The following is a 24,881-nucleotide window of genomic DNA, read 5'->3' as shown; positions in this document are numbered from 1 at the left end:
TGGGGGAGAGGTTGGAGGAAATCGGTGGGGGTGCGCATGCAGTTCCTCGAGGACCCACGAGGTGGCGACCGGATCTGGCGGCTGCTGTCCGGGAACAACCGCCCGTTGGCGATCGGCCGTGGCGACCTCCGGTCCCCGCTCGAGGTGCTGGCTGCCGTCCGCCGGCTGGCCCGGGAGGCCGAGCCGACGCTGCGCCGGGATCCGGACGGCCGCTGGCGGTGGGAGATCACCGCCGACGGGACCGACGTCCAGTGCCCGGTCGTGTTCGCCCGCCGGATCGACGCGCGGCGTGCTTTCCATCGATTCACGCAAGCGGTTGAGCACGCCGTCGTCACGACGGCGTACCTGTCCCCAGTCATCGTCCAGCGAGAGCCGGAGCAGTGAGCGAACAGACCCTCACCCCGAGACGGCTCCGGTCGTCGTTGTCCCCGTCCGACTTCGCGTTCCGGGTGATCGCCCGAAGTGGCGGCGGGCTGGTGCTGCTGATCACCGGCGGCATCGGCGTCTTCCTCGCCTACCAGGCGAAGCCGACCCTGCAGCGCTACGGCTGGAAGTTCTTCACCGAGCAGGCCTGGAACCCGGAGGCGAACCGGATCGGCGTCGCCGCGGTGCTGTTCGGGACCGTGGTGATCGCGACGATCGCGATCCTGATCGCGTTCCCGCTCGCGCTCGGGACCGCGCTGTACATCAGCGAATGGGCGCCGCGCGGGCTGAAGAAGACGCTCGTCGCCGTGGTCGACCTGATGGTCGCGGTGCCGTCGATCGTCTACGGGCTGTGGGGGTTCTTCCTGCTGCAGCCGTGGGTCATCCACCTGTCGAGGTGGATCACCACCTGGTTCGGCTGGATCCCGGTCTTCAAGGTCGACACCGACCCGCGGGCGGCGGTCTTCGACGGCGCGACGTACGCGTCCTCGGCCTTCATCGCCGGGATCGTGGTCGCGATGATGGTGATGCCGATCGCCTGCGCGGTGATGCGCGAGGTGTTCGACCAGACCCCGCAGGGCGAACGCGAGGCCGCGCTGGCGCTGGGGTCGACCAGTTGGGGCGTGGTCCAGGCGGTCGTGCTGCCGTTCGGCCGCGGCGGCATCATCGGCGGCACGATGCTCGGCCTCGGCCGCGCGCTCGGCGAGACGATCGCGGTGGTGATGATCGTGTCGCCGTTGTTCGAGATCAACTGGCACGTGGTGCAGTCCGGATCGATCACGATCTCGTCGATGATCGCGCTCCGGTACGGCGAGGCCTCGGGCTCCCAGCTGAACGCGCTGATGGCGGCCGGCCTGGTGCTGTTCGTGATCACGCTGATCGTCAACCTGATCGCGGGCTTCGTGGTCGCCCGCAGCCGCAGCGGCGCCGGAACGGAGATCTGATGACTACTGCCGCCCTGCCGGAACCCGAACGCCGCAAGCTGCGGGTCGTCGACGTCGAGGACCGCGCGTGCCTGTTCGGTGCCGCCGTCGCCGGCCTGTCGCTGACCTGGGTGCTCTACAGCCGGATCCTGCCCACCGAGGGAACGCTCGGCTTCGTCGTGTGCTGGTGGCTGTCGTTCACGGCCCTCTACCTGCTGCTGACCGGCCTGCGCCGCGGCCGCGTGGCACTTGCCGACCGGCTCGCCGTACTGCTCGCCCACAGCGCCGCGAGCCTGGTCGGCTTCGCGCTCGCGACCGTCATCGGCTACACGCTCGCCCGCGGCTCGAAGTCCCTGGTGCACAAGAACTTCTTCACCCAGGACCTGCGGACGGCGGGACCCCTCGAACCGCTCACCACCGGCGGCGCCCTGCACGCTCTGGCCGGTACGGTGATCCAGATCTCGATGGCGATCGCGGTCACGCTGCCGCTCGGCATCCTCTGCGCGGTCTACCTGACCGAGATCGGCGGCCGCGGCTCGCGCCTGGTCCGTTCGGTGGTCGAGGCGATGACCGCGCTGCCGTCGATCGTGGCCGGTTTGTTCGCGTACGTCGTCCTGCTGATCGGGCTCGGGTTCCGGCTGTCCGGCTTCGTCGCCGCGATGGCGATCTCGGTGATGATGCTGCCGATCATCGCGCGCTCGTCGGAGGTCGTCCTGCGGCTCGTCCCGAGCGGGTTGCGGGAGGCGTCGCTCGCCCTCGGCGCGACCCAGTGGCGCACGGTCTGGTCGGTGGTGCTGCCCACGGCCCGCCCCGGTCTCGCGACCGCGCTCGTCCTCGGTACGGCGCGGGGCGTCGGCGAGACGTCGCCGGTGCTGCTGACCGCGGGCTTCACGACGTACATGAACCTGAACCCGTTCTCCGGGCCGATGGTCTCGCTGCCGCTGTTCACCTTCAAGATGTCGCAGTCGCCCGAGGGCAACTACATCAGCCGCGCGTTCGGTGCCGCGGCGCTGCTGCTCGTCCTGGTCCTGCTGCTGTTCGTGTTCTCCCGCTGGATCGCCGCCCGTGGCCGGTCCGGAACCCGATGAGAGGATCCCTGATGCGACGGCTCAGCGCCTTCGTGCTCGCCCTGCTGCTGTCCTGCGCGTTCGCCGCACTGCCGGCCGGCGCGCGGAGTACGGCGTACGTGCCGATCTACGGGACGGGGTCCACCTGGTCGCAGAACGCCCTGGACCAGTGGATCCGGGACGTCGAACCGCGCGGCATGCGGGTCGAGTACGGCGGCGGCGGATCGTCCCGCGGCCGGCAGGACTTCGCGTTCAACCTGGTGGACTTCGCGATCAGCGAGATCCCGTACCAGGGCACCGATCCGCTGACCGGTGCCAACGACACCTCGAACCGGCCGTACGCGTACATGCCGATCGTCGCCGGCGGTACGTCGTTCATGTACCAGATCAGGGTCGGCGGCCAGCTGTACAAGGACCTGCGGCTGTCCGGCGACACGATCACGAAGATCTTCACCGGCAAGATCACCAACTGGAACGACGCGCAGATCACCAGGGACAACAACGGCAAGGTGCTGCCGAGCAAGAAGATCATCCCGGTGGTGCGCTCGGACGGCTCCGGTACGACGGCGCAGTTCACGCTCTGGATGGCGACCCAGTACAAGGCGCTCTGGGACGGCTTCTGCCAGTCGACGCAGGGCCGCAAGTGCGGACAGACGTCGTACTATCCGACGACGAACTTCCCCGGGGTGAAGTCCCAGGGCGGCTCGAGCCAGATGGCCGGGTACATCTCCGCGAGCTACGCCGACGGCGCGATCGGGTACGTCGAGTACTCGTACGCGCTGGGCAAGAACTACCCGGTGGTCAAGGTCAAGAACAGCAACGGCTACTACACGGCGCCGACCGCGTTCAACACCGCGGTTGCGCTGACCAAGGCACAGATCGAGACCAAGCCCGGGCCGCTGTACCTGACCCAGAAGCTCACCGGGGTCTACAACAACCCGGATCCGCGGACCTACCCGCTGTCGTCGTACTCGTACATGATCCTGCCGACCACGAATCTGAGTGCGGACAAGGGCCAGACGCTCGCCGACTTCGCGTCGTACTTCCTCTGCCAAGGTCAGCAGAAGGCCCAGGCGCTGGGGTACTCGCCGCTGCCACTGAACCTGGTGCAGGCCGCCTTCAGCCAGGTGGCGAAGGTTCCGGGCAGCCCGTCGTCGGCGACCGACATCAAGAAGTGCGGCAACCCGACGTTCGACGGCAAGAACCTCAGCCGCAACCTGCTCGCCGAGCAGGCGCCGCAGCCGCTGCCGTGCGACAAGGACGGCGCCGGCCCTTCCGTCAACGGCCAGTGCCCGACCGGCCCGAACCAGCCGAACAAGCCGGGGAACAACGGGGGCAACAACAACGGGTCGAACAACAACACCGGCAACAACAACGGCGGGAACAACACCGGGTCCAACAACAACACGGGGTCGAACAACAATGGGACCAACAACAACGGCTCCAACAACAACACCGGGAATCAAAACACCGGCAACCCGAACCAGCCGGGAGCCGGTACGACGAGCACCACGCCCGGCGCGGTCCTGCCCAGCGGCGGCCCGACGTCCGGGCAGTCGATCGATCCGGAGACCGGTCAGGTGGTCAATGCCTCGGGCAACAACAACACGTACACGCCGACCGGCAGCGTCACCGAGCTGAACGGCAACCGCGGCGGCGGCAGCATGCTCCGCAACCTCGGCATCCTGACCGCGGTCGAGGTCCTGCTGATCCTGCTCGTCCCGACGCTCGTCTCCCGCTACCTGCAGCAGAAGCGGGCAGGCAAGTGACGGCAATCGGTACGGCGCCCGCGCTGCGGACCGCTCCGGCGAAGGTCAAGGCCCGTGTCGAGGCCGAGCTGAACCTGCGCCCACAGCTCACCGCGGACGCGCTGCGGCTGTTCGCGCTCGGCATCCTGAGCTTCCTGGTCTACGTGACGCTGCTCGGGGCGCTCCAGTTCAACCGTGCGCAGGACGTGGCCTACGACAAGATCCGCGGCGAACTCGCCGAAGCGACCGCCCCGCTGGGTCCCGGCATCACGCCGGGGGATCCGGTCGCGGTGCTCGACGTACCGGGTCTGCAGTTGCGGCAGGTGATCAAGGAAGGGACCACGGGCGCGATCCTTCGCGACGGGCCCGGCCACCGGTCCGACACGGTGCTGCCGGGCCAGGCCGGCATCTCGGTGATCTACGGACGCGGGCTGACCTTCGGCGCGCCGTTCCGGAGTGTGCCGAGGCTCAACGTCGGCACCCAGTTCCAGGTCGTCACCGGCCAGGGCACCTTCTCCTACCGGGTGATCGGCATCCGCCGGGGCGGCGATCCGCTGCCGGCGGCGCCCGCCGACGGTACCTCCCGGCTGACCCTGGTCACGGCCGAGGGCAAGCTGTTGCCGAGCACAACGGTGTACGTCGACGCGGACCTCGCCGACGGTCAGGTGCAGCCCGACCCGGGCGGCCGCGCGCAGGTACCCGGCAGCCAGAAGGCGTTCGGGGACGACCTGTCCGCGATCTGGCCGCTGGTGCTCTGGCTCGAGGCGTTGCTCGCGGCCGGCGCCGGCGTGATCTGGTTCCGCAGCCGGATCGGCCGCTGGGAGTCGTACCTGGTCGGCGCGCCGATCCTGCTCGCGCTGGTCTGGCGGATCTTCGAACTGGTGGCGGGAATGTTGCCGAACCTGATCTGAAATGGCTCGGGGGAGCGGTGGGCCGCAGGCAATTCCGCCGGCGGCTGTGGAGCTTTCTGGGAGGAAATGCGTCATGAATTCGATGATTCGCCGCGGGCTGGTCGCCGTATCGGCGGTCACCTTCGCCTCGCTCATCTGGGTACCGGCCGCCTCGGCCGCCGGACTCTCGTACACCGAGTCCGAGCCGGCCACCGCCGTCGGCCGCAACGACAGCCCGGCCGCCGCCCAGCGGCTCTACGCGCTGGGGACCGCCGGCTGGCAGCAGTCCACCGCGACCGTGCACGGCACGCTCTCCCCGACGCCGGTCACCCTCACGACCGGTGCCGAGGACAACGGTTCGATCGACCTCGCGACCGCGACCGGGATCGGGTCCGGGGCCAACGCGATCACCGCATCCGGGCAGCTCGGCGACGGCCCGCACGGCAACCTCGGCGACAAGACCGGCGACATCGACTTCTACAAGCTCTCCGGTACGGCGGGGCAGACCGTGACCGTCAGCACCACCGGCTCGGCCGCCAGCACCAACACCGTGGTCGGCCTGTACGACGGGTCCGGCGTACTGCTCGCCTCCGACGACAACAGCGGCGGCGGCCTGGCCGGCAAGCTCACCTACACACTGACCGCCACCGGGGAGTACTACGCGGTGGTCGCCGGCGAGAGCGCGGCCGGCAGCCTGCCCGCGGATCCGCACGACTCGGGCAGCGGCCACGGTGGCGCCGACACCGGTGCGTACCAGCTGCTGATCGCCTCGGCCCCGGTCGACAAGGACTTCTACGCCGTCCAGCTCGCGAAGGGCGACGTACTCGGCGGCAGCCTCGCGACCGGTGGCAAGCGGCTGACGGTGGTGAAGCCGGACGGGACAGCCGCGGTGAGCTCCGGCCTGGTCACCAGCACGAAGCTGCCGGCCTCGTCACCGCTGCCGCGCGGCGCGGTCGACTTCGCGTACGTCGCCGACCGGTCCGGCTGGTACTCGGTGTCGGTGACCGACGGCTTCGGCCCGTACGACCTGTCGCTCGGCGCCTTCCGGCCGGGAACCGAGTCGGCGGCCGCTCCGCAGACGTTCTTCCTGGACTTCGACGGCGGCCAGGTCGACACCACGCCGCTCGGCGGATCCGGGGTCAAGCAGCTGTCCGGGCTGGCGGCGTACCTGCCGAACTGGGGTCTCACGGACGCCGACGAGTCGGCGGTGATCGACAAGGTCGTTGCCGTCGTCACCGAGAACGTGAAGTCCGACCTGAAGGCTCGCAGCAGCAACCCGAACGTCGACGTACGGATCCGGAACAGCCGGGACGACGCCGACACCTTCGGCAGTACGGGCGTTTCGCGCATCGTGATCGGCGGCGGTACGGCACAGTCCGGCATCGGCCGGATCGGGTCGGCGGAGTCGATCGACCCGGGCAACTTCGCCCAGGAGGAGACCGCGCTCGTACAGCTCGACCGGATCAGCGCCGCGGGCGGTGTGGTCAGCCTCAACCGGTACCTGACCGCGGACAGCAACCGGGTCGCGTTCGTCGGCCAGGCGATCGGCAACCTGGTGTCCCGCGAGCTCGGCCACCTGGCCGGCGCCTACGACACCGACCCGGCGAGCCCGGCCGCGAACCTGATGGATGCCGACGGCAACTTCCCCGGCCTGTACGGCGTCGGCGCGGACGGGATCGGTGGCACCGCCGACGACGTCGACGTGGACTTCGGCAAGGACGCGTACAACCCGGCCCTCGGCCTCACCGGCACCCAGGACACCCTGAACGTCGCGGCCTGGGGCCTCACGGAGCCGTGCAACTGAAAGCGAAACTCGCCACGGCCGCGGCAGCACTCTTGCTGATCACGGCCGTGGCGACCACCGTGGCGCGCTCACCCTCCGGGCGCGCCACGGACGGACCACTGGTCGTCTCCGGAGGCACCCCGCCCGCCGCCCCGCCGACGGCCGCCAGGCCTCCGACTGAACCCGGTGCGCCGGCAGCCTCCGACCCGTGGGGCCTGGCCGGCCGATATCGCGCGTGGGCCACGCGGATGAGCCTGCGCATCCCGATCGCCCCGCGCGTACTCGCGGCGTACGCACTCGGGGAACAGTCCGCCCCACCGTCCTGCGGCGTGAGCTGGGTGACGCTCGCCGCGATCGGCGCGGTCGAGTCCGCGCACGGCTCGTTCCGCGGCGCGGTCGTCGGCGACGACGGGACGAGTACGCCGGCCATCGTTGGACCACCCCTCGACGGGAGTCCCGGCGTACAAGCGATTCCGGACACCGACGACGGTCAGTACGACCGCGACCGGGTCTGGGACCGTGCCGTCGGGCCGATGCAGTTCCTGCCGAGCACCTGGCGGCGTTGGGGTGTGGACGCCGACGGCGACGGCACCGCGCGTCCGGACGACCTGGACGACGCGGCGGCGACCGCGGCGCGGTATCTGTGCGCGTCCACGACGACCATGCGGACCGGCGCGGGCTGGTGGACCGCGATCACGGCGTACAACCGGTCGGGCGAATACGCGCAAAGGGTTCTGGACCGCTCGAACGAATACGCACGGGACAGTCTCGGATGACGAATGCGTTTCCGGCTGGCCGCAGCATCATGTCCGGTTCACCGAATAGCCGGGAGTTGTCGGCATTGACCCGATGAATTGGAGCCGTCACCGTCGGACACGGTGACCGCGGGTCAAGCAGACCCGCGTCAGAACGCAGTAAGGAAGGAAATTCCCGAGATGCGTTTCATCCGCACCGCCCGTGCCACCGCGATCGCCACCGCCGCGCTCGCCGTGGTCGCCACCACCGCCCTCTCGGCCGCCGCCGAGCCGAACTTCACCCCGGACAACGACGACGTCGTGGTGGTCGGCTCGGACACCACCGAGTTCGTGCTGGCCGACCTGGCCAACCTGTACAACAGCAGCAACCCGACCCGCCGGATCGCGAGCTTCGACGCGACCGGCTCCGCCCAGATCCAGATCCGCCCCGGCGTCACCATCGACCGCCCGAACGGCTCGGGCGCCGGCGTGAACGCGCTGTGCGGCCGGACCGACATCGACGCCGCCCGCGCCTCGCGTGGCAAGGGTTCGAGCGACTGCGCCGACTCGCGGTTCCTGAAGTTCGCGCAGGATCACCTGCGCTGGATGGCCAACAGCGGCGTCACCGGAGTCACCTCGCTGACCGACGCCCAGCTGACCAGCATCTACAACTGCCAGACCACCAACTGGAGCCAGCTCGGCGGCCCGAACCTGCCGATCGTGCCGCTGATCCCGCAGATCAACTCCGGTACCCGCGCGACCTGGGCGGGCCTGGTGGGTATCCCGAACTCGCCGCTGCCGAACTGCGTCAAGGACAATGTCGGCGGCACCGACGTCCAGGAGCACGACCCGGCCCTGGTGAAGACGACTGCCGGTTCGATCGCGCCGGTCTCCGACGGCCGCTACAGCCTGCTCTCGGCCGACCAGAAGGCCGGCACCGTCGAGGGCGGTATCTCTGATGCGTCGACGACCGGTTACGACCGCAACCTGTACCAGGTCGTGAAGGCCCCGGGCGACGTCGTTCCGGGCTACCTGGCCGACCTGTTCGGCGACGGCTTCGGCTTCTCCTCGACCGGCGGTACGCCGTTCATCTGCCAGCCGTCCGACAACGACCCGGCCACCACCACGGCCGGCGACGTGATCAAGGCCAACGGCTTCTTCGAGGTCTCCGACTGCGGAACCTTCTGATCCGTTGAACCGGTGACGGGCGGGTGGGGGGGAGTTCCCTGCCTGCCCGTTCCTGGTTTTACGGCCTGTACCGCATTCATGTCCAGTTAACGTGCTGGCGAACTTCGTGCTCCGGGGGGCGGGAATCGTTGGTACGACGACATTCTTCGTGTTCGCCCGGGACGGCCCGCCCGCCGTCATTCCTGGAGGTTCTTGGTCGTGAGGCCGATTCGCCCTCGCCGGCGCGTGACCGCGCTGGTCGCCGCCGCGTTCCTGTTCGCCTTGTCGGGCTCGTTCGCCGCTGCCGCGCCGCAGGACGAGACCGTCCCGCAGGACAACCCCGTCGTCGCCGAGCCGTCGGTCTCGGCGACCACCCTGACCCGCGGCTCGAGCACCGTCACGGTGTCCCGGACCGCCAACCTCACCCGGCAGATGGTGACCGTCTCGTGGACCGGCATGCAGCCGTCCGAGGGCAGCACCGGCGTCAGCGACATCGTCAACCTCCGGAATGCGGTCATGGTGATGCAGTGCCGCGGCACGAACCCGTCGCGGGAGGACTGCTGGGTCGCCAGTCAGACGACCGGCGATCCGTTCAGCGCGTTCTGGGGCGACCACTACCTTCCGGCCGAGCCGTCGCAATGGAAGGCCTACCGCTCGCTGCCCACGGGTCAGCAGTACAGGATTCCCTTCAAGAAGGCTGATGGCACTTACAACGCCGACCCATGGCCGAATTCGGATCCGATCTGGGCCGGTGCCTTCGTCGTTCACGGGCTCGGCCAGAAAGATGGCGGCGGCAAATCGTATGTCGATGACTACACACCTGGAACTGCCAACCAGCGGATCGGCATCACGCTCGCGGGCGGTACCGGCCAGGCGCAGACCTGGGTGAACACCAAGGCCGAGAACCCGAACCTGGGCTGCTCCGGCACCAGCCCCTGCTCGATCGTCGTCGTACCGGTGAAGGACCGGGCCTGCCGCGCCGCCTCGACCGACTACCCGGAGGCGAAGGCCAAGCAGTGCGCAAACCTTGCCAAGAACGGTGCCAACAGGGCGCCGGGGTACTGGCCGTTGCTGGCGAACTGGTACGAGCGGTACGTCTTCAAACTGTCGTTCGCGCCGACCGCGACGACGTGTGACCAGAGGTCCGACTCAGCCGGCTTCCTGGGGTCGGAGCTGATGGCCGAGGCGATGCGGAGCTGGCTGCCGGTCCGCTGCCAGAAGTCCAGCCCGGAAGGTCTCGACTACATCCGTGGCTGGGAGCCCGACTCGCGCCGCCAGTTCGGTCAGTCCGACCCCATCGCCACGTCCGGGTACGCCGCCGATGCGGCCGTGGTGTCCGAGCCGTCGTCGGCCGAGGATCCGGAGGCGGCGCGCAAGCCGGCCTACGCGCCGATCGGGATCTCGGGGTTCGCGATCGGTTACAACTGGGAGCGGAACGAGGCGGCAGGCGGCGGAACGGTACCGGACATCAAGCTGAACCAGCGCCTGGTCGCGAAGCTGCTGACCCAGTCCTATCCGGGGATGTATCGCGCGGACAGCAACGGGAAGCCGCCCAACCCGAATGCGCCGACGAACCCGGCGAACCTGCTCACGGACCCGGAGTTCGTGCAAGTGAATCCACAGGCCGCGCAGTGGGCAGGCCTCTCGGACAGCGTCGGCACGCAGCTCGCTCTTCCGGTGGCGAACACCGACGTGATGCTGGCGCTGACCCGATGGATCTGGTCCGACCCCTCGGCGCGAGCGTTCCTGCAGGGCAAGCCGGATCCCTGGGGTACGACGGTCAACAAGACGTACCGCAGCTGGCCACTGCCGCGTAGTGACTACCAGCTCAACGACGGCTGGGCGATCCCGGACGTTCCAGGTCTGTCGGTGGGCTGGGCAGGGGAGTCACCGCAGGAACTCGGGGCACAGACGATCGACTCCTGGGCACGCGGGGCTGACGCCGCGATGACGGCCTGGCCGTTGAACCAGGCACCGACTGTGCTGAGCAACAACACCTGCTGCCAGATCAAGAGAGTCGACGCTCAGCAGGCCGGGTTTCGGCACATGATGATTCTGTCGACGACGTCGGAGGTCGAGAAGGCCGGGCTGCAGTACGCGTCGTTGCAGAACGCGCAGGGTGCGTTCGTGAAGCCGAGTACCGAGAGTCTGACGTACGGGATCGACGGTGCGACGGTCGACAAGGGCTCGGGGATGTGGCGGCCGGACCTGACGAAGATGGACATCCGTGGGTATCCGGGCACGATGATCAGCTACGCCGAGGTGCCGACGACCTCGCTGAAGGGCGCCGAGCCGAAGCGGTACGCCGACACGCTGCGGTGGATGACCACCGAGGGACAGGTGTACGGGTCGGACCCGGGCAACCTGCCCGACGGGTACCTGGCTCTGACCGAACCCATGCAGACCCAGGCGGCGAAGGTCGCCGACGCGGTCGAGGCCCAGAACGGTACGCCGCCCCCGCCGCCGACCCAGAACCCGGTGCCGGACAAGCCGAACCCGACCAGCACCCCGTCGACGAACGCGCCGGGCGGTGGACAGGGCAGCAACACAGGCAACGGCGCCGGAACGGGGAACAACGGTAACGGTGCCAATGGCAACAACAACGGTGGGAACACCAACAACAACACCGGCACCACCCCGAACCCGACCGAGTCGCCGAGCGCGGGCCCGAACACGCCCGGTGCGACGCCGTCGACCGGATCCGCGAGCGGCAAGCCGCAGGCGCAGGGCACCATCAAGCCCGTCTCGGCCACCACTCAAGGCGATTCGCTCGGCTGGCTGTCCTGGGGCATCCCGGCGTTCCTGATCGCCGGCCTCGTCGCCGGCGTCGCCTCCCCGGGCATCCGCCTGATCGCCACCCCAGGCCACCCGGTACGCCGTGGCGTCGTCGCCGGTGCGACGTACCTGTCCGGCCTGTTCCGTCGCGGCCGCCGCCGCAACAACTGACCAGCAACCGCCCGATCGGAAGGACCTGCTTGATGACGTCCGTACTGCCTGTGGTGCCGGCTGCTGACGAGGAGACCGCCGTACTGCCGCCGGTCGAAGGTGGGAGTGATCTCGAGAGTGAACGGGTGGCCGCCTGGTTCGGGACGCATCAGGTGCTGTCCGAGGTGTCGCTGAAGATGGAGGCCGGGCAGGTGACCGCCCTCATCGGCCCGTCCGGGTGCGGGAAGTCGACGTTCCTGCGGATCCTCAACCGGATGCACGAGCTGGTGCCGAGCGCCGCGCTGGCCGGGAAGGTGCTGCTGGACGGCGAGGACATCTACGAGCCGGAACGGCGGATCACCGACACCCGGAAGCGGATCGGGATGGTGTTCCAGAAGCCGAACCCGTTCCCGGCGATGAGCATCGCGGAGAACACCACCGCCGGGCTGAAGCTCACCGGCACCCGCGTCCGCGGCGACGAGCGGGAACACCTGATCGAGGAGTGCCTGACCAAGGCCGGGCTCTGGAAAGAGGTCAAGGATCGGCTCGGGTCCCCGGGCGGCGCGCTGTCCGGCGGGCAGCAGCAGCGCTTGTGCATCGCGCGGTCGCTGGCCGTACGGCCCGACGTACTGCTGATGGACGAGCCGTGTTCGGCGCTGGACCCGACGTCGACGCGGCGGATCGAGGAGACGATCCACGAGCTGCGGCGGGAGGTGACGATCGTGATCGTCACGCACAACATGCAGCAGGCGGCGCGGGTGTCGCAGTCGTGCGCGTTCTTCCTGGCCGAGCAGGGTACGCCGGGCGTGATCGTCGAGTCCGGGCCGACCGGGCAGATCTTCTCCAGCCCCGAGGACCAGCGCACCGCCGACTACGTGGAAGGACGGTTCGGATGAACCGGCCGTGGACCGCCCGGGACAGCTGGCGGGTGAAGATCGCCGCCGCGTGGGCCTGCGCGGCGCCGCTCGGTGCGATGGTGCTGGTGGCGGCCGGGGGCGCGAGTACGTTCAACGGGCAGCTGGTGGTGAGCTCGGCGAGCCTGGTGCCGGGGCGGTTCATCGACCTTCCGGCGGAGCTGCCGCAGGTCGGGGCGGACGGGCAGTTGGCGACCGATTCCGAGCAGAGCGTTCGGCCGGGCGAGGCCGACGTACCTGACACCGGTACGACGGACGGGGCGGTGCAGCCTCCGGTCGGCGTCACCGGGGATGTGTCGGGGATCCCGGGGACGGTGCTCGCGGCGTACCAGAAGGCCGCCCGTGATCTTGCCACGGCGATGCCGGGGTGCCACCTGACCTGGCCGCTGCTTGCCGGGATCGGGAAGGTCGAGTCGTCGCACGCGGACGGCGGCCGCGTCGATGCCCAGGGCAACACACGGGGCCGGATCCTCGGCCCGGTGCTGAACGGGGGGCCTGGGATGGCGGCGATCCCCGACACCGATCGGGGCGTGTACGACGGGAACACGACGTGGGACCGGGCGGTGGGGCCGATGCAGTTCATTCCGGGTACGTGGGCGACGTTCGGTGCCGATGGCAACGGTGACGGGGTGCGCGATCCGCACAACGTGTTCGACGCGGCGCGGGCGACGGGGGACTACCTGTGCCAGGGCGGCGCCGATCTCAGTGATCCGCGGCAGCTGGTGCAGGCCGTACTCCGGTACAACCACTCGATGAGCTACGTGTCCACGGTGCTCCGGTGGATGCAGTCGTACAGCCGGCAGACGGTGTCGATCCCCGACTCCCACGACCAGATCCCCGGCGCCGACGACAAAGGCAACGTCGACGACAAGTCCCGCCCCACCACCCCACCACCGACCCCCGGCATCACCACTACCACCTCACCCACCGCGGGTCCCACCACGCCACCGTCGGTCATCACCCCGACCCCCACCAACACCACCCAACCGTCCCGCCCCACCATCCCGGTAACCACCAAGCCGCCGTACATCCCCCCGCCAACCACCCACCCGACCCCTCCGCCACCGACCACGCCTCCCACCACCCCGCCGAACACCCCAACCCCGGCCCCGTCCGACACCCCGACACCAACACCCGACCCCACCACACCACCCGAAACCACAACCCCCGCCACAACACCCCCGCCGGACGCCTCCACCCCAGACGCACCGCCCGGCACGCCGTAGAGGCGGACCACCCCCACTCACCAAGCGCACCGTTGGGTTGCCTGGCGGCGATCCCGAGGCGGATGGAGTGCTCGAGGGCCCGGTTGGTGAGTGGTGGAGGTCCGGGATGCCGTCAGCCGGTGATTCGGTGCCAGGTGTGGGGGCCGGACTTGAGGGTGGCTGGGAGGGGGATCTTCGCTGTGGGGTCGGTTTGGCGGGTGCCGTTGATGGTGACGGCGCCCTGCTTGAGGAGGCGGCGGAGGTTGGAGTTGCTGGTGGTGGGATGGGCGGCGCGCAGCAGGTCCAGGACCGTTGGGTGGGCCAACGCAACGGTGAGTTCCGGGATGTCCGTCGGCTCCGAGCGGTCGGTGAACGTACGGCGGAACGCGGCCAGCTCCTCCTTCGCCACCCCCGCGCCGTGGTACCGGGTGACGACCGCCGCCGCGAGCCGCAGCTTCGCGTCCCGGGCCGCCGGTCCGGACGCGTCCGCGAGCGCCGCCACCGTCTCCAACGGCAGCTCGGTGTACACCCGTGCGTACGGCTCCACCAGCTCGTCGGGAATGCTCATCAGCTTCCCGAACTTGTCCCGCGGGCTGTCGGTCAGCCCGATGTAGTTGTTCAGCGACTTCGACTGCTTGGCGCGACCATCGATCCCGGGCGTGATCGTGGTCGTGATCACCACCTGCGGCGGCGCCCCGAGCCGCTGCTGGAACTGCCGCCCGAGCTGCTCGTTGAACAGCTGGTCCGACCCCACGATCGTCAGGTCGCTGTCCATCGCGAAGCTGTCGTACCCCTGCAGCACCGGGTACACCAGCTCGTGGACGGCGATCTCCCGCCCGGCGGCGACCCGGTCGCGGAACATGTCCCGCGCCATCAGCTGCGCGTGCGTGACCTGCGCGAACAACCCGAGCAGCTCCGCCACCGGCATCGCGTCGTACCACTCGGAGTTCCGCCGTACCTCGAACACCTCCGGATCGGTCCGCAGTACGAGCGACACCTGCGACAGGAACGACGCCGCGTTCGCGTCGATCTGCTCCGGCGTGAGGACCGGACGGGTCTCGGACCGCCCGGTCGGGTCGCCGACGCGGGTGGTGAGGTCGCCGAGCAGGAACACCACGCGGTGCCCGAGGTCCTGCAGCTGGCGCATCATCCACAGGTTGACGGCGTGGCCGAGGTGCAGGTCCGGCGCGGTGCAGTCGACGCCGTACTTGATCCGCAGCGGCCGCCCCGAGTCCAGGCGTTCGCGCAGGTCGTCCTCCCCGACGATCAGGTCGGTGGTACGGCGTAACCGGTCGATCACAGCGTTCATGAGGTTCCTCTCGAAGACGAGGCACCTCGCGTCCAGCCAGTGCCTCCGGCGAACGGAAAGAGGCAGGAACCGGACGGTTCCTGCCTCGGAGGCTCTGGGTGGTGCCGACTGCGGGGACTACCGGACGCCGGCCCCTCCCAGAGCCGGTCGATAGATCACGCAGTGCTTGGTCACACCGTGAGGCTAGCAGCCACCGGCCCATGGGGTGAACCCGATTAGGCTCGAGTACGTGATCGACGAGCAGGTGGTACTGGTGGACGAGAGCGGGCGGGCGATCGGGACCGAGGCGAAGGCCGCGGTCCACCACGCGGCGACGCCGTTGCACCTGGCGTTCTCCAGCTACGTCGTCGACGCCGGTGGGCGGGTGCTGCTGACCCGGCGCGCGCTCCACAAGCCGACCTGGCCCGGTACCTGGACGAACAGTTGCTGCGGGCACCCATTGCCGGGCGAGCCGGTCGCGGACGCGGTGCGCCGCCGGCTGGTCGACGAGCTGGGGATCGTGGTGGCCGCGGTCGACCTGGTGCTGCCCGAGTTCCGGTACCGCGCCGAGATGCCGAACGGCATGGTCGAGAACGAGATCTGCCCTGTGTACCGAGCGTCCTGGACCGGTGACCCGACGCCGAACCCGGACGAGGTCGCCGACTACCGCTGGGCCTCCTGGCAGGAGGTCCGCGACACCCCCGGCCTCTCGCCCTGGTGCCTCCTGCAACTGGACGAACTCCGCGACGCCCCGGCCGACTGGCCGATCGCCGACCCGTCCCGGCTACCAGCCGCCGCCCAGATCTGACTCCAGCAGATCACCGTGTACGGCGACAGCGACCGTGCCGGCGTGCCCCGCCGCCCCGATCGCGAGCAACGCCGGCGCCGCCGTCGTACCGACCGCATAGACCCCGGGCACCGTCGTACGTCCGCCGTCGTCGATCACGACCGCACCGTCGGCGACCTGGCACCCGAGCCGCTCGGCCAGGTCGCTCTGCTGATGCTGCCGCACCACCACGAACACCCGTGCCGCGGCCAACGTCTCCCCGTTGACCAGGCGCACCCCTGACCTCACCTCGGCGACCCGCTCGGTCCGCACCTTGACCCCTGCCACGGCAAGCCGGTCCAGCTGCGTCCCCGTCAACACGTCGCCGTCCGTACACAGCACCACGTCGTCGCTCCACCGGCTCAGCAGCAACGCCCGCGCGACCGACCGGTCCGGCGCACCACGCATTCCCACCTGCACCAGCGGCTGATCCCGCACCTCCCACCCGTGGCAGTGCGGACACGCCACCACGGATTGCCCCCACCCGTCGGCCACCCCGGGTACGTCGGGCAGCTCGTCCCACAACCCGGTCGCGAGTACGACGACCCGCACGTGCCGCCCGTCGACCACGAACCCGTCGTCGTCCGGCGTCACGGCCTCGACCCGGCCCGCGCGTACGTCGACGCCGTACCCGGCCAGCTGCCGCCGCCCGACGGCGAGCAGTTCTGACGGCGCGAGGTCGACCACGCCGAGGTAGTTGTGCACGTGCGACGCGTTCCGGTTCCGCGCTCGCCCGTCGTCGAACAGCACCACCTGCCGGCGCGCCCGTCCCAACGTCAACGCAGCCTGTAGTCCCGCCACACTTCCACCGATGACCGCCACATCCATGCGCGCCATCATACGAGACGACTGGTCTCATACTTTGAAATTCGCTGGCCGTTCCCGACGGTTGGACCGCCTAATGACCGGGTGATCCGGATCAGGCCTGTCGAGACCGACGCCGACTACGAGGCCTGGCGCCAGGTGCGCCTCGCCGTCCTGCCGTACGAGCGGGCGCCAAGCGTCGCCGAGCTCCGCAAGGCGCACACTCCGCAGCGGCTGATGGTGCTCGCGGAGCTGGCCGGCGAGGTCGTCGCACACGGCAACTCCGACCGCTCGAACGAGGCGGACCGCGCCGCCGTGACCGCGCGCGTCCACCCTGACGCTCGCCGGCGGGGCGTCGGCACCGCTCTGCTGCGGGTGCTGACCGAGCACGCCGCGGGACAGGGCTTCACGATCGCGGGGTGCGCGGTCGACGACGACGGTTCGCTGGCGTTCGCGAAGCGCTTCGGGTTCACCGAGTTCCTCCGCCAGGTCGAGCAGGTACGCCGGATCGCCGACGAGCCCTGGCCGGACGTCCCGTCCGAGTACGCCGTCGTACCGGTCGCGGAGCGGCCCGAGCTGTGGGCCGCGGCGTACGAGCAGGTCGCGCTCCCGACGCTCCCGGACCTCGACACCACGTCGCCGATGCAGGTGACGCCGGAGGAGTGGGCGACGGAGTGGATCAACGACCCGGCCTCGATGTTCATGGCCGTGGCCGGTGACGAGGTGATCGGTGTCGCCGGGCTGTGGCTCGACACCGACGTGCCCGAGCGGGCCGAGGTCGGCTACACCGCCGTCCGGCCGGACTGGCGGGGCAAGGGGGTGGCGTCGACGCTCAAGCGGACCAGCATGGCGTGGGCGGCCGAGCACGGCATCACCGAGATCTACACCTGGACCCAAGAGGGCAACGAGAACATGCGGCAGCTCAACGAGCACCTCGGCTTCACGTACCGGACGGTGAGCGTGAACGTCCGCGCGGAGCTACCGCTGCAGTTCCCGGAGCAGCTCGGGTCCTGACCAGGAGCGGCGCGTACTCTCGGCCGCCCGGATCAGCTCGACCAGCCTCGCGTTCACCGGTGCGGTCTGTCCGAGCGACGCCGCGAGCCGGACGACCTCGCCGTTCAGGTAGTCGATCTCGGTCGGGCGGCCCGCCTCCAGGTCCTCCCACATCGACGTCCGGGCGAGCGGGTCGACGGCCAGCACCTTGCCCGCGAGCCGACGGAACAGGAAGTCCGGCAGCCGCAGGACGGACGGGAAGCGCTCCATCGGTACGGCGAGCAACTGCGCGGGGCGGATCCCGGCCACGCCGAGCAACCCCAGCGCCTCGGCCTGTGCCGCCGCCAGGCACCGGCGGTACGCCCGCTGCGAGAGTTCGTCGCGCAACGGCAGGTTCGAGAGCGCGTTGATCGGGTTGTTCAGGTTCAGCAGCAGCTTCGACCACTGCACGGGCAGGATGTCGTCGTGCTGGGTCAGCGGCAACCCCGCCCGCTCGAACGCCTCGGCGTACGGCGCCAAGGCCGCATCCCGTTGTACGTCGAGCTTCCCCTCGGTGCCCTGGTGGAAGACGCCGCCGCCGCGATTCAGCACGTTGAACGGCACCATCCCGGCCACCACTCGCCCAGGCAGCCGCGACCGCAGCACCTCGGCGTTCCGCACGCCGTTCTGGAAGCTCACCACCACAGCCCCCGGCGCCAACACCTCCGCCAACTCGTCCGCGGCCTGCGCGGTAGCCGCCGACTTCACCGTCACCAACACCAGATCGGCGCCGGCGGCACCCTCAGGCGAGGTCTCGAAGGCCACCTCGGCAACCCGGAGATCCGCCCCCAGATAATCCGTCAACCGCAGTCCGTGCGCAGCAACCTCCGTCGCCACCCGCGGCCGCCCGACAAACGTCACCGGCGTCCCGGTCGCGGCCAGCCGTCCGCCCACATAGCAGCCGATCCCGCCCGCACCATAGACCGCGATCATGAGGACAACGTACCGAAGGACAGGAGGTGTCTGGGCTCCCCTCCGTACCGCCCCGTTCCGGCGAGCCGGTACGCAGCGGGCACCTCCTGTCCTTGTGCAGAGTCCCCGGAGAAACCCGACCAAAGGAAACCGGGGACTCCTGCTCAGCCGGGGCGATTGATCGATCGCCGGCCGTAGCCGGCCAGTGGCCGGGTGGATACGTGGTCGTGGTCGCCCGGGTCGTAGTGCGCGGCGCACTCGCCCGAGCCGTGGCGGCGTGCCGACTTGGCGAACGTGAACGTTTCGAGACCGACGGCGTACAGGCTCCACAGTGCGAAGCCGAGCGAGGCCAGGGCGATCAGGATCAGTGGAAGCGCGATAACAGCACCCATGACGGGCCTCCGTTCTTGCACTTCTCACGGTACCCCCGTCGCCGCGTTCTGAGACGTACTCCGCTCAATGCAGCCGTACCCGGGGATCGAGGACGGCGTAGCCGATGTCGACGAGGATGTTCGCGACCACCACCGCCGCCGAGGCGAACAGGACGATGCCGATGATCACCGGCAGGTCCTGCTGGTTGATCGCGACCACCGCGGTCTGCCCCAGGCCCGGCAGGCTGAACACGGTCTCGGTCACGACCACGCCGCCGACCAGCTGCCCGAGGTCGATGCCGAACTGCGTGACCACCGGCGTCAGCGCGCTGCGCAGGCCGTGGACGTAGATCACCCGGTTCTCGCGGAGGCCCTTCGACCGCGCGGTCCGGATGTAGTCCTCACCGAGCACGTCCAGCATCGATGCCCGGGTCAACCGGGTATAGGTTGCCGCGAGCAACAGTGCGAGCGCGATCCAGGGCAGGAACAGGTGCTGGAACCAGGTCCCGAACCCGCCGGTCAGCGGCGAGTACCCGCCGGCCGGGAACCAGCGGAAACCGGCCAGCGTGAGGCGGAAGTACAGGAAGTACAACAGCAGCAGGCCGAGCAGGAACGACGGGAACGAGTAGAAGAACAGCGAGAACAACGTCAGCCCGCGGTCCGCCAGCGACCGGGGGTGGACCGCCGAGACGACCCCGTTGAACACGCCCAGCAGCAGCCACAGCACCGAAGCGCCGAGGGCCAGCGAGATCGTCACCGGCAGCGCCTGCCCGATGATCGTGGTCACCGGCACCTGGTGGTAGTAGTCGTACCCGAGGTTCCCCTTCAGTGCGTTGCCGAGGAAATTCAGGTACTGGTGCCAGACCGGCAGGTCCAGGCCCAGCCGGTGCTTGATCAGCGCGATCGTCTCCGGCGTCCCCTGCCGGCCCGCGAGCGTCTGCGCGACGTTGCTGGGGGCAACGAAGAACAGCCCGAACACCGCGAGGCTGATCAGCCACAGGACCAGGAGCCCGTGACCGAGCCGTCGTAGGAGGAACATCGCCATGGTCAGCTCCGATCCGCGCGGGGGTCGAAGGCGTCCCGGACGCCGTCACCGAAGAGGTTGAAGGCGAGCGTCGTGATCAGCAGCGCCAGACCGGGGAACAGGATGAACCACCACGCGGTCGTGTAGTAGTTCTGCGACTCGCTGATCATCCCGCCCCAGTCGGCCGTCGGCGGCGGCAGTCCGAGCCCGAGGAACGACAGTGTCGCCTGCGTGACGATCACGACCGGGATCAGCAACGTGGTGTAGACGATCACCGGCGCGATCACGTTCGGCAGTACGTCGACGTACATGATCCGGCCGTCGCCGGCGCCGAGCGACCGGGCCGCTTCGACGTACTCGCGTTCCCGGATGGAGAGCACCTGGCCGCGGACGATCCGGGCCACCGACGCCCAGCTGAAGAAGCCGATCACCAGCACCGTGACGGTCAGGCTCGGCCCGGTCACGGACACGAGCGCGATCGCCACCAGCAGGAACGGTACCGACAGTACGACGTCGATCAGCCGCGCCAGGACCGTGTCGACGATCCCCCCGAGGAACCCCGCCGCGAGCCCCAGCACGACGCCGATCGCGACCGTGATCGCGGTCGCGATCACGCCGACCAGCAAGGAGATGCGGGCGCCGTAGGCGATCCGCACCAGGATGTCCCGGCCGAGGTCGTCGGTGCCGAGCCAGAACGTGCCGTTCGGCCCGCGCGGCAACCCGTCCGGGGTGAGCCCGATGGAGCGGTACTGCTCGTTCGGCGGATGCCCGGTGACCGCCGCGAACAGCGGGGCCAGCAGGGCCATCAGCACGATTAGCAGGATCACGGCCAGCGAGATCATCGCGACCTTGTCCCGGCGCAGCCGCCGCATCGCGAGCGAGAACGGGCTGCGCCCTTCGATGGCCTTCGGCTCATCGACAACATCGACCATCTCGATCGCGGCGGTCATGATGCCTTCAAGTCAGGTACCGCGGTGGACAAATCCTCGCCCACCGTCAACGGGTAGAAACAGGCGGTCCGGTGACCGGGTCCGTCGTCGAGCACCGGCTCCAGCGGCGGTACCTCGGCCGCGCAGTCGAGCCGGGCCTTCGGGCACCGCGTGTGGAACCTGCACCCCTCCGGCGGGTTCGTCGCGGCCGGGATGTCGCCGCCGAGGATGATCTGTTCGCGGCTGTCGGCGGTGTCCGGGTCGGCCACCGGCAGCGCGGACAGCAACGCCCGCGTGTACGGATGCCGGGTCATCCCGAACAGCTGCTCGGTCGGCGCCAGCTCGACGATCTTGCCCAGGTACATCACCGCGATCCGGTCGCTGACGTGCCGGACCACGGACAGGTCGTGCGTGATGAAGACGTAGGTCAGGTTCAGCTCCTTCTGCAGGTCGGCCAGCAGGTTGATGATCTGCGCCTGGATCGACACGTCCAGCGCCGACACCGGCTCGTCGCAGATCACCAGCTTCGGTCGCAGCGCGAGCGCCCGGGCCACCCCGATCCGTTGCCGCTGGCCGCCGGAGAACTCGGCCGGGAACCTGTTGTAGTGCTCGGGGTTCAGCCCGACCAGCTCCATCAGGTCCTGCACCTTCTTCTTCCGTTCGTTGCCGGAGGCAATCTTGTGGATGGCGAACGGGTCGCCGATGATCGAGCCGACCCGGCGGCGCGGGTTCAGCGATCCGTACGGGTCCTGGAAGATCACCTGTACGTCGCGGCGCAACGGCTGCATGGCCTTCCGGGACAGCTTCGTGATGTCCTTGCCCTCGAACCACACCGAGCCGGACGTCACGTCGTACAGCCGGGCCATGCACCGGGCCAGCGTGGACTTGCCGCAACCGGTCTCGCCGACCAGGCCGAGGGTCTCGCCCGTGTGCACCTCGAGCGAGACGCCGGCGACGGCCTGGACCACCTCCTTGGAATGGGTCGGGAACTCCTTCCGGACGTCGTCCACCTTCAGCAGTACTTCGTCGTTCACGATGCGACCGCCTCGTCTGCCGCTGTGCCGGCGTGGTGGGGGAGCCAGCAGGCCGACTGGTGCCGGAAGTCGCCGCCGACGTTCAGCAGCGGCGGCGGCTCGGAGCACTTGTCGAACACGTGCGGGCAGCGGGCCGCGAACGGGCAGCCCTTGGGCAGGTTGATCAGGCTCGGCGGCGTCCCCGGGATCGGGGTCAGCCGGTCGCCGCTGCGGGCCGGCAGCGAGGCCAGCAGCCCCTGGGTGTACGGATGGTGGTTGCGGTAGAAGATGTCCCGGCGCGGCGCACGTTCCATCACCGACCCGGCGTACATCACCACCACCTCGTCGGCCATCTCGGCCACCACGCCGAGGTCGTGGGTGATCAGGATGATCGCGGTGCCGAACTGCTCCTGCAGCCGGCGCATCACGTTCAGCACCTGGGCCTGGACGGTGACGTCGAGCGCGGTGGTCGGCTCGTCCGCGATCAGCAGCGCCGGGTCGAGCGCCATCGCCATCGCGATCATCACGCGTTGCCGCATCCCGCCGGAGAACTGGTGCGGATAGTCGTCGATCCGGTCCGCCGCCCGCGGGATGCCGACCAGGGTGAGCAGTTCGGCGGCCCGTTTCCGGGCCGCCTGCTTGCTGATCTCCTGGTCGTGCGCCCGGATCATCTCGACGATCTGCCAGCCGACCCGGTACTGCGGGTGCAGGCTGGACAGCGGGTCCTGGAAGATCATCCCGATCTGCGCGCCGCGCAACCGGCGCAGCGTGCGTTCGTCGGCGGTGATCAGGTCCGTGCCGTCGAAGTACGCCGTACCGGACACCTGCGCGCCCCGGGTGAGGCCGGTGATGGTCTGGGTGGAGACGCTCTTCCCGGATCCGGACTCACCCACCACGGCGAGGGTCTGGCCGGCTTCCACGTCGTACGACAGCCCCCGGACGGCACGGACGGTACCGTCCGGGGTGTCGAAGGAGACCTTGAGGTCCCTTACTTCCAGCAGAGCCATGAGGTCAGCCCTGCTTGTCCTTGTCGATCCACACGTTCGTCGGGTCGAAGTTCTGCATCGCCGGTACGTAGTTCGCGTTGTGTACCTGCGCCGCGTGGTAGTTCGGGTTCTTCGGGTTGGTGAGCGGGAAGAACGGCGCGTCGGTCATCACCTGCGCGTCGGCCTTCGCCCACAGCGTCGCCGCCTGGTCCTCGGTCGGCGCCTTGATCGCCTGGTCGATCAGCGCGTTCGTCGCCGGGCTGTTGTACAGCCCGAAGTTGCTGCCGATCGGCGGGTACGACGGCTCGCCGGAGAACAGCGGGTTGAAGAACGACAGCGCCGCGTTGCCGTACCAGTCAGCACCCCAGCCGGCCAGCGACAGGTCCCAGACACCGCGCCTGGCGACGCTCGGCACCTGCAGGTACTTCACGTAGAAGTCCGCGTTCGGCGACGGTACGCCGACGACCTTGATGCCGACCTTCGACAGGTCCTGCTGGATCGTCTGGAAGGCCTTGCTGCTGCCCTCGGAGGCGTTCCGGTACAGGAACTTCAGCGTCAGGTTCGGGAAGCCCGCCTCGGTCAGCAGTTGCTTGGCCTTGTCGACGTTGTACGGGTACGGGTCGTTCTTCTTGGAGCCGACGATGTTGTCCGGCAGCACCTGGGTCAGCGGCGGGTTGATGGTCGGGCCGCCGAGCACCTGGAGGATGTTGGAGCGGTTGATCGCGTAGCTGATCGCCTGCCGCACCTTCACGTTCGCGAGCGCCTTGTTGTTGTTCGGCGACGCGGTGTTGTAGACGACGTACGGGTTGCTGGACGCCGTCGGGCCGAGGTTCAGGTTCGGGTCTTTCTTGGCGATCAGGGCCGGCAGTTGCGACGGCGGCGGGCCGGCGTCGAACTCCATGTCGGCGGTCGGGGTCCCGGTCTGCAGCTGTTGCTGGATCGAGTCCTGGCTGACCGTCTCGTTCACGACGATCTTGTCCACGTACGCCTTGCGGACCGGGTCGGAGGCGGCGTCCCAGGCGGGGTTGCGGGAGTAGGTGATCGACTTGGTCGGCACCCACGAGTCGACCTTGTACGGGCCGTCGGACGGGAAGTGGTTACCGAGCTCGGTGCTGGCCGGGAGGTAGTTCAGCGACTCGATCGGGGCGGGCGAGAAGGCCGGCAGCGTCAGCATGTCGACGAAGTACGTGGCCGGCGACGTCAGTTTGAACATCACCGTGGTGTCGTCCTTGGCGACCACGCCCGGCAGCGGCGTCTTCTCGATGTAGTCCTTGATCCCGGCGACCGTCTTCGGGGCCTTCGCGAAGCCGTCGCAGTACGCCTTGTACCCCTCGATCAGGTTCGCGAAGTCCGGGATACCGCCGAACGGCTGCACCGGGTTGCACGTCCGCTTCACGCCGCGGACCATGTCGGCCGCCGTCACCTGCCGGGCCGGGGAGGTGTCCCACTTGGCGCCCGGGCGGAGCTTGATCGTGTAGGTCAGGCCGTCGGCGCTGACCTCGCCGTTCGCCGCGGTCGGCATGTCCGTGGCCAGGTCGGCCACCGGCTTGGTGTTGTCGCTACCCGGGTCGGCCGGATAGGTGAACAGCTGGCGGCTCCACATCCGCAGGTTCAGGTAGCCGATCGAGTAGTAGCTCACGTTAGGATCCATGTAGTCGACGTCGCCCGTCCCGAGCATGTTCAGGGTGCCGCCGGTGACCGGGGTGCCGGCCGTGCTGGATCCGGACGGTGTGTTCCCGCCGTTGCTGCAAGCCGCGAGCGTGATGCTCGCCACGGCGGCAAGGGATACTGCCGCCAGCCGTCTTCTGGCCATTGGTCCTCCTCCGGGACTCGATACGGCCGAAGCTAGGACTTCCGGATCTGCCGGGAACCCCGGTCACGGAACCGTCAAACAGATGTCACCGTGCCCGCGCCCGA

The 24,881-nt window shown here is 69.3% G+C and carries 22 protein-coding genes; 13 read left to right on the top strand and 9 right to left on the bottom strand.

Annotated features, from left to right (window positions below):
* Positions 1 to 36: 36 nt before the first annotated feature.
* From ACQHIV_RS20595 to ACQHIV_RS20545, 11 genes are all read left to right on the top strand, one after another.
* Positions 37 to 384 carry a hypothetical protein gene (locus ACQHIV_RS20595; RefSeq protein ID WP_427896336.1) on the top strand — a complete coding sequence of 116 codons (348 nt, stop codon included), beginning with the start codon at positions 37 to 39 and terminating at the stop codon, positions 382 to 384.
* Positions 381 to 1,367: a phosphate ABC transporter permease subunit PstC gene (gene pstC / locus ACQHIV_RS20590; RefSeq protein WP_427896335.1), complete on the top strand. Its 987-nt coding sequence runs from the start codon at positions 381 to 383 to the stop codon at positions 1,365 to 1,367. The genes ACQHIV_RS20595 and pstC overlap by 4 nt, the downstream gene beginning before the upstream one ends.
* Positions 1,367 to 2,434, top strand: a complete 1,068-nt coding sequence (pstA, locus tag ACQHIV_RS20585; protein ID WP_427896333.1) for a phosphate ABC transporter permease PstA — start codon at positions 1,367 to 1,369, stop codon at positions 2,432 to 2,434. The genes pstC and pstA overlap by 1 nt, the downstream gene beginning before the upstream one ends.
* An 11-nt stretch (positions 2,435 to 2,445) precedes the next feature.
* Positions 2,446 to 4,182, top strand: coding sequence for a phosphate ABC transporter substrate-binding protein PstS (locus ACQHIV_RS20580; protein ID WP_427896332.1), 1,737 nt, complete (start codon positions 2,446 to 2,448; stop codon positions 4,180 to 4,182).
* Positions 4,179 to 5,072, top strand: coding sequence for a sortase domain-containing protein (locus tag ACQHIV_RS20575; protein WP_427896330.1), 894 nt, complete (start codon positions 4,179 to 4,181; stop codon positions 5,070 to 5,072). Before ACQHIV_RS20580 ends, ACQHIV_RS20575 begins: the two co-directional genes overlap by 4 nt.
* A gap of 73 nt (positions 5,073 to 5,145) precedes the next feature.
* Positions 5,146 to 6,855 (top strand): PPC domain-containing protein, encoded by a 1,710-nt coding sequence (locus ACQHIV_RS20570; RefSeq protein ID WP_427896329.1) that lies wholly within the window; start codon positions 5,146 to 5,148, stop codon positions 6,853 to 6,855.
* Positions 6,856 to 7,082: 227 nt separating this feature from the next.
* Positions 7,083 to 7,610, top strand: a complete 528-nt coding sequence (locus tag ACQHIV_RS20565; protein ID WP_427896328.1) for a lytic murein transglycosylase — start codon at positions 7,083 to 7,085, stop codon at positions 7,608 to 7,610.
* Between the two features lie 159 nt (positions 7,611 to 7,769).
* On the top strand, positions 7,770 to 8,756 hold the full coding sequence (locus ACQHIV_RS20560) for a substrate-binding domain-containing protein (RefSeq protein ID WP_427896326.1): 987 nt from the start codon (positions 7,770 to 7,772) through the stop codon (positions 8,754 to 8,756).
* A 198-nt stretch (positions 8,757 to 8,954) separates the two neighbouring features.
* A complete protein-coding gene (locus ACQHIV_RS20555) occupies positions 8,955 to 11,681 on the top strand; it encodes a hypothetical protein (protein WP_427896324.1) in 2,727 nt (908 codons plus the stop codon).
* Positions 11,682 to 11,713: 32 nt separating this feature from the next.
* Positions 11,714 to 12,556, top strand: a complete 843-nt coding sequence (locus ACQHIV_RS20550; RefSeq protein WP_427896323.1) for a phosphate ABC transporter ATP-binding protein — start codon at positions 11,714 to 11,716, stop codon at positions 12,554 to 12,556.
* Positions 12,553 to 13,800, top strand: coding sequence for a lytic transglycosylase domain-containing protein (locus ACQHIV_RS20545; RefSeq protein ID WP_427896321.1), 1,248 nt, complete (start codon positions 12,553 to 12,555; stop codon positions 13,798 to 13,800). The genes ACQHIV_RS20550 and ACQHIV_RS20545 overlap by 4 nt, the downstream gene beginning before the upstream one ends.
* Before the next feature lie 112 nt (positions 13,801 to 13,912).
* Here ACQHIV_RS20545 and tyrS read toward each other — a convergent pair whose 3' ends face one another.
* Positions 13,913 to 15,088: a tyrosine--tRNA ligase gene (tyrS, locus tag ACQHIV_RS20540; protein WP_427896320.1), complete on the bottom strand. Its 1,176-nt coding sequence runs from the start codon at positions 15,086 to 15,088 to the stop codon at positions 13,913 to 13,915.
* Between the two features lie 229 nt (positions 15,089 to 15,317).
* Here tyrS and idi point away from each other — a divergent pair, with 229 nt between their 5' ends.
* Complete coding sequence (gene idi, locus ACQHIV_RS20535) at positions 15,318 to 15,875, top strand: isopentenyl-diphosphate Delta-isomerase (RefSeq protein ID WP_427896319.1); 558 nt, start codon at positions 15,318 to 15,320, stop codon at positions 15,873 to 15,875.
* Here idi and ACQHIV_RS20530 read toward each other — a convergent pair.
* A complete protein-coding gene (locus tag ACQHIV_RS20530) occupies positions 15,852 to 16,721 on the bottom strand; it encodes an NAD(P)/FAD-dependent oxidoreductase (RefSeq protein WP_427896318.1) in 870 nt (289 codons plus the stop codon). The two genes, idi and ACQHIV_RS20530, sit on opposite strands and share 24 nt — an antisense overlap.
* 81 nt (positions 16,722 to 16,802) lie before the next feature.
* Here ACQHIV_RS20530 and ACQHIV_RS20525 point away from each other — a divergent pair, with 81 nt between their 5' ends.
* Positions 16,803 to 17,711 carry a GNAT family N-acetyltransferase gene (locus ACQHIV_RS20525; RefSeq protein ID WP_427896317.1) on the top strand — a complete coding sequence of 303 codons (909 nt, stop codon included), beginning with the start codon at positions 16,803 to 16,805 and terminating at the stop codon, positions 17,709 to 17,711.
* Here the strand turns inward: ACQHIV_RS20525 and ACQHIV_RS20520 are convergent.
* The 7 genes from ACQHIV_RS20520 to ACQHIV_RS20490 form a co-directional block, all read right to left on the bottom strand.
* Complete coding sequence (locus ACQHIV_RS20520; RefSeq protein WP_427896316.1) at positions 17,676 to 18,662, bottom strand: 2-dehydropantoate 2-reductase; 987 nt, start codon at positions 18,660 to 18,662, stop codon at positions 17,676 to 17,678. The two genes, ACQHIV_RS20525 and ACQHIV_RS20520, sit on opposite strands and share 36 nt — an antisense overlap.
* Positions 18,663 to 18,805: 143 nt before the next feature.
* Positions 18,806 to 19,033 (bottom strand): hypothetical protein, encoded by a 228-nt coding sequence (locus ACQHIV_RS20515; protein ID WP_427896315.1) that lies wholly within the window; start codon positions 19,031 to 19,033, stop codon positions 18,806 to 18,808.
* A 64-nt stretch (positions 19,034 to 19,097) separates the two neighbouring features.
* Positions 19,098 to 20,057 carry an ABC transporter permease gene (locus ACQHIV_RS20510; RefSeq protein ID WP_427896314.1) on the bottom strand — a complete coding sequence of 320 codons (960 nt, stop codon included), beginning with the start codon at positions 20,055 to 20,057 and terminating at the stop codon, positions 19,098 to 19,100.
* A gap of 2 nt (positions 20,058 to 20,059) precedes the next feature.
* A complete protein-coding gene (locus tag ACQHIV_RS20505) occupies positions 20,060 to 20,986 on the bottom strand; it encodes an ABC transporter permease (protein WP_427896313.1) in 927 nt (308 codons plus the stop codon).
* Entirely contained in the window at positions 20,983 to 21,999 is a 1,017-nt protein-coding gene (locus tag ACQHIV_RS20500) for an ABC transporter ATP-binding protein (RefSeq protein ID WP_427896312.1), read from the bottom strand. Before ACQHIV_RS20500 ends, ACQHIV_RS20505 begins: the two co-directional genes overlap by 4 nt.
* On the bottom strand, positions 21,996 to 22,985 hold the full coding sequence (locus ACQHIV_RS20495) for an ABC transporter ATP-binding protein (RefSeq protein WP_427896311.1): 990 nt from the start codon (positions 22,983 to 22,985) through the stop codon (positions 21,996 to 21,998). Before ACQHIV_RS20495 ends, ACQHIV_RS20500 begins: the two co-directional genes overlap by 4 nt.
* 4 nt (positions 22,986 to 22,989) lie before the next feature.
* Complete coding sequence (locus ACQHIV_RS20490) at positions 22,990 to 24,777, bottom strand: ABC transporter substrate-binding protein (protein WP_427896310.1); 1,788 nt, start codon at positions 24,775 to 24,777, stop codon at positions 22,990 to 22,992.
* Positions 24,778 to 24,881 lie beyond the last annotated feature (104 nt).

Origin of the sequence: Kribbella polygonati (genome assembly GCF_050320105.1) — a bacterium.
Lineage (GTDB): Bacteria > Actinomycetota > Actinomycetes > Propionibacteriales > Kribbellaceae > Kribbella.
The sequence above is the reverse complement of the archived record's forward strand: the minus strand, read 5'-3'. Positions and strand labels throughout refer to the sequence as shown.

What these genes read in the sequence shown, in the direction of transcription:
- ACQHIV_RS20565 (WP_427896328.1), top strand. Translation starts at nt 7,083, where the DNA reads ATGAGCCTGCGCATCCCGATCGCCCCGCGCGTACTCGCGGCGTACGCA.
- ACQHIV_RS20580 (WP_427896332.1), top strand. Translation starts at nt 2,446, where the DNA reads ATGCGACGGCTCAGCGCCTTCGTGCTCGCCCTGCTGCTGTCCTGCGCG.
- ACQHIV_RS20560 (WP_427896326.1), top strand. Translation starts at nt 7,770, where the DNA reads ATGCGTTTCATCCGCACCGCCCGTGCCACCGCGATCGCCACCGCCGCG.
- ACQHIV_RS20515 (WP_427896315.1), bottom strand. Translation starts at nt 19,033, where the DNA reads ATGGGTGCTGTTATCGCGCTTCCACTGATCCTGATCGCCCTGGCCTCG.
- ACQHIV_RS20510 (WP_427896314.1), bottom strand. Translation starts at nt 20,057, where the DNA reads ATGGCGATGTTCCTCCTACGACGGCTCGGTCACGGGCTCCTGGTCCTG.
- ACQHIV_RS20530 (WP_427896318.1), bottom strand. Translation starts at nt 16,721, where the DNA reads ATGGATGTGGCGGTCATCGGTGGAAGTGTGGCGGGACTACAGGCTGCG.
- ACQHIV_RS20505 (WP_427896313.1), bottom strand. Translation starts at nt 20,986, where the DNA reads ATGACCGCCGCGATCGAGATGGTCGATGTTGTCGATGAGCCGAAGGCC.
- ACQHIV_RS20520 (WP_427896316.1), bottom strand. Translation starts at nt 18,662, where the DNA reads ATGATCGCGGTCTATGGTGCGGGCGGGATCGGCTGCTATGTGGGCGGA.
- pstA (WP_427896333.1), top strand. Translation starts at nt 1,367, where the DNA reads ATGACTACTGCCGCCCTGCCGGAACCCGAACGCCGCAAGCTGCGGGTC.
- ACQHIV_RS20570 (WP_427896329.1), top strand. Translation starts at nt 5,146, where the DNA reads ATGAATTCGATGATTCGCCGCGGGCTGGTCGCCGTATCGGCGGTCACC.
- ACQHIV_RS20545 (WP_427896321.1), top strand. Translation starts at nt 12,553, where the DNA reads ATGAACCGGCCGTGGACCGCCCGGGACAGCTGGCGGGTGAAGATCGCC.
- ACQHIV_RS20550 (WP_427896323.1), top strand. Translation starts at nt 11,714, where the DNA reads ATGACGTCCGTACTGCCTGTGGTGCCGGCTGCTGACGAGGAGACCGCC.
- ACQHIV_RS20490 (WP_427896310.1), bottom strand. Translation starts at nt 24,777, where the DNA reads ATGGCCAGAAGACGGCTGGCGGCAGTATCCCTTGCCGCCGTGGCGAGC.
- tyrS (WP_427896320.1), bottom strand. Translation starts at nt 15,088, where the DNA reads ATGAACGCTGTGATCGACCGGTTACGCCGTACCACCGACCTGATCGTC.
- ACQHIV_RS20495 (WP_427896311.1), bottom strand. Translation starts at nt 22,985, where the DNA reads ATGGCTCTGCTGGAAGTAAGGGACCTCAAGGTCTCCTTCGACACCCCG.
- ACQHIV_RS20595 (WP_427896336.1), top strand. Translation starts at nt 37, where the DNA reads ATGCAGTTCCTCGAGGACCCACGAGGTGGCGACCGGATCTGGCGGCTG.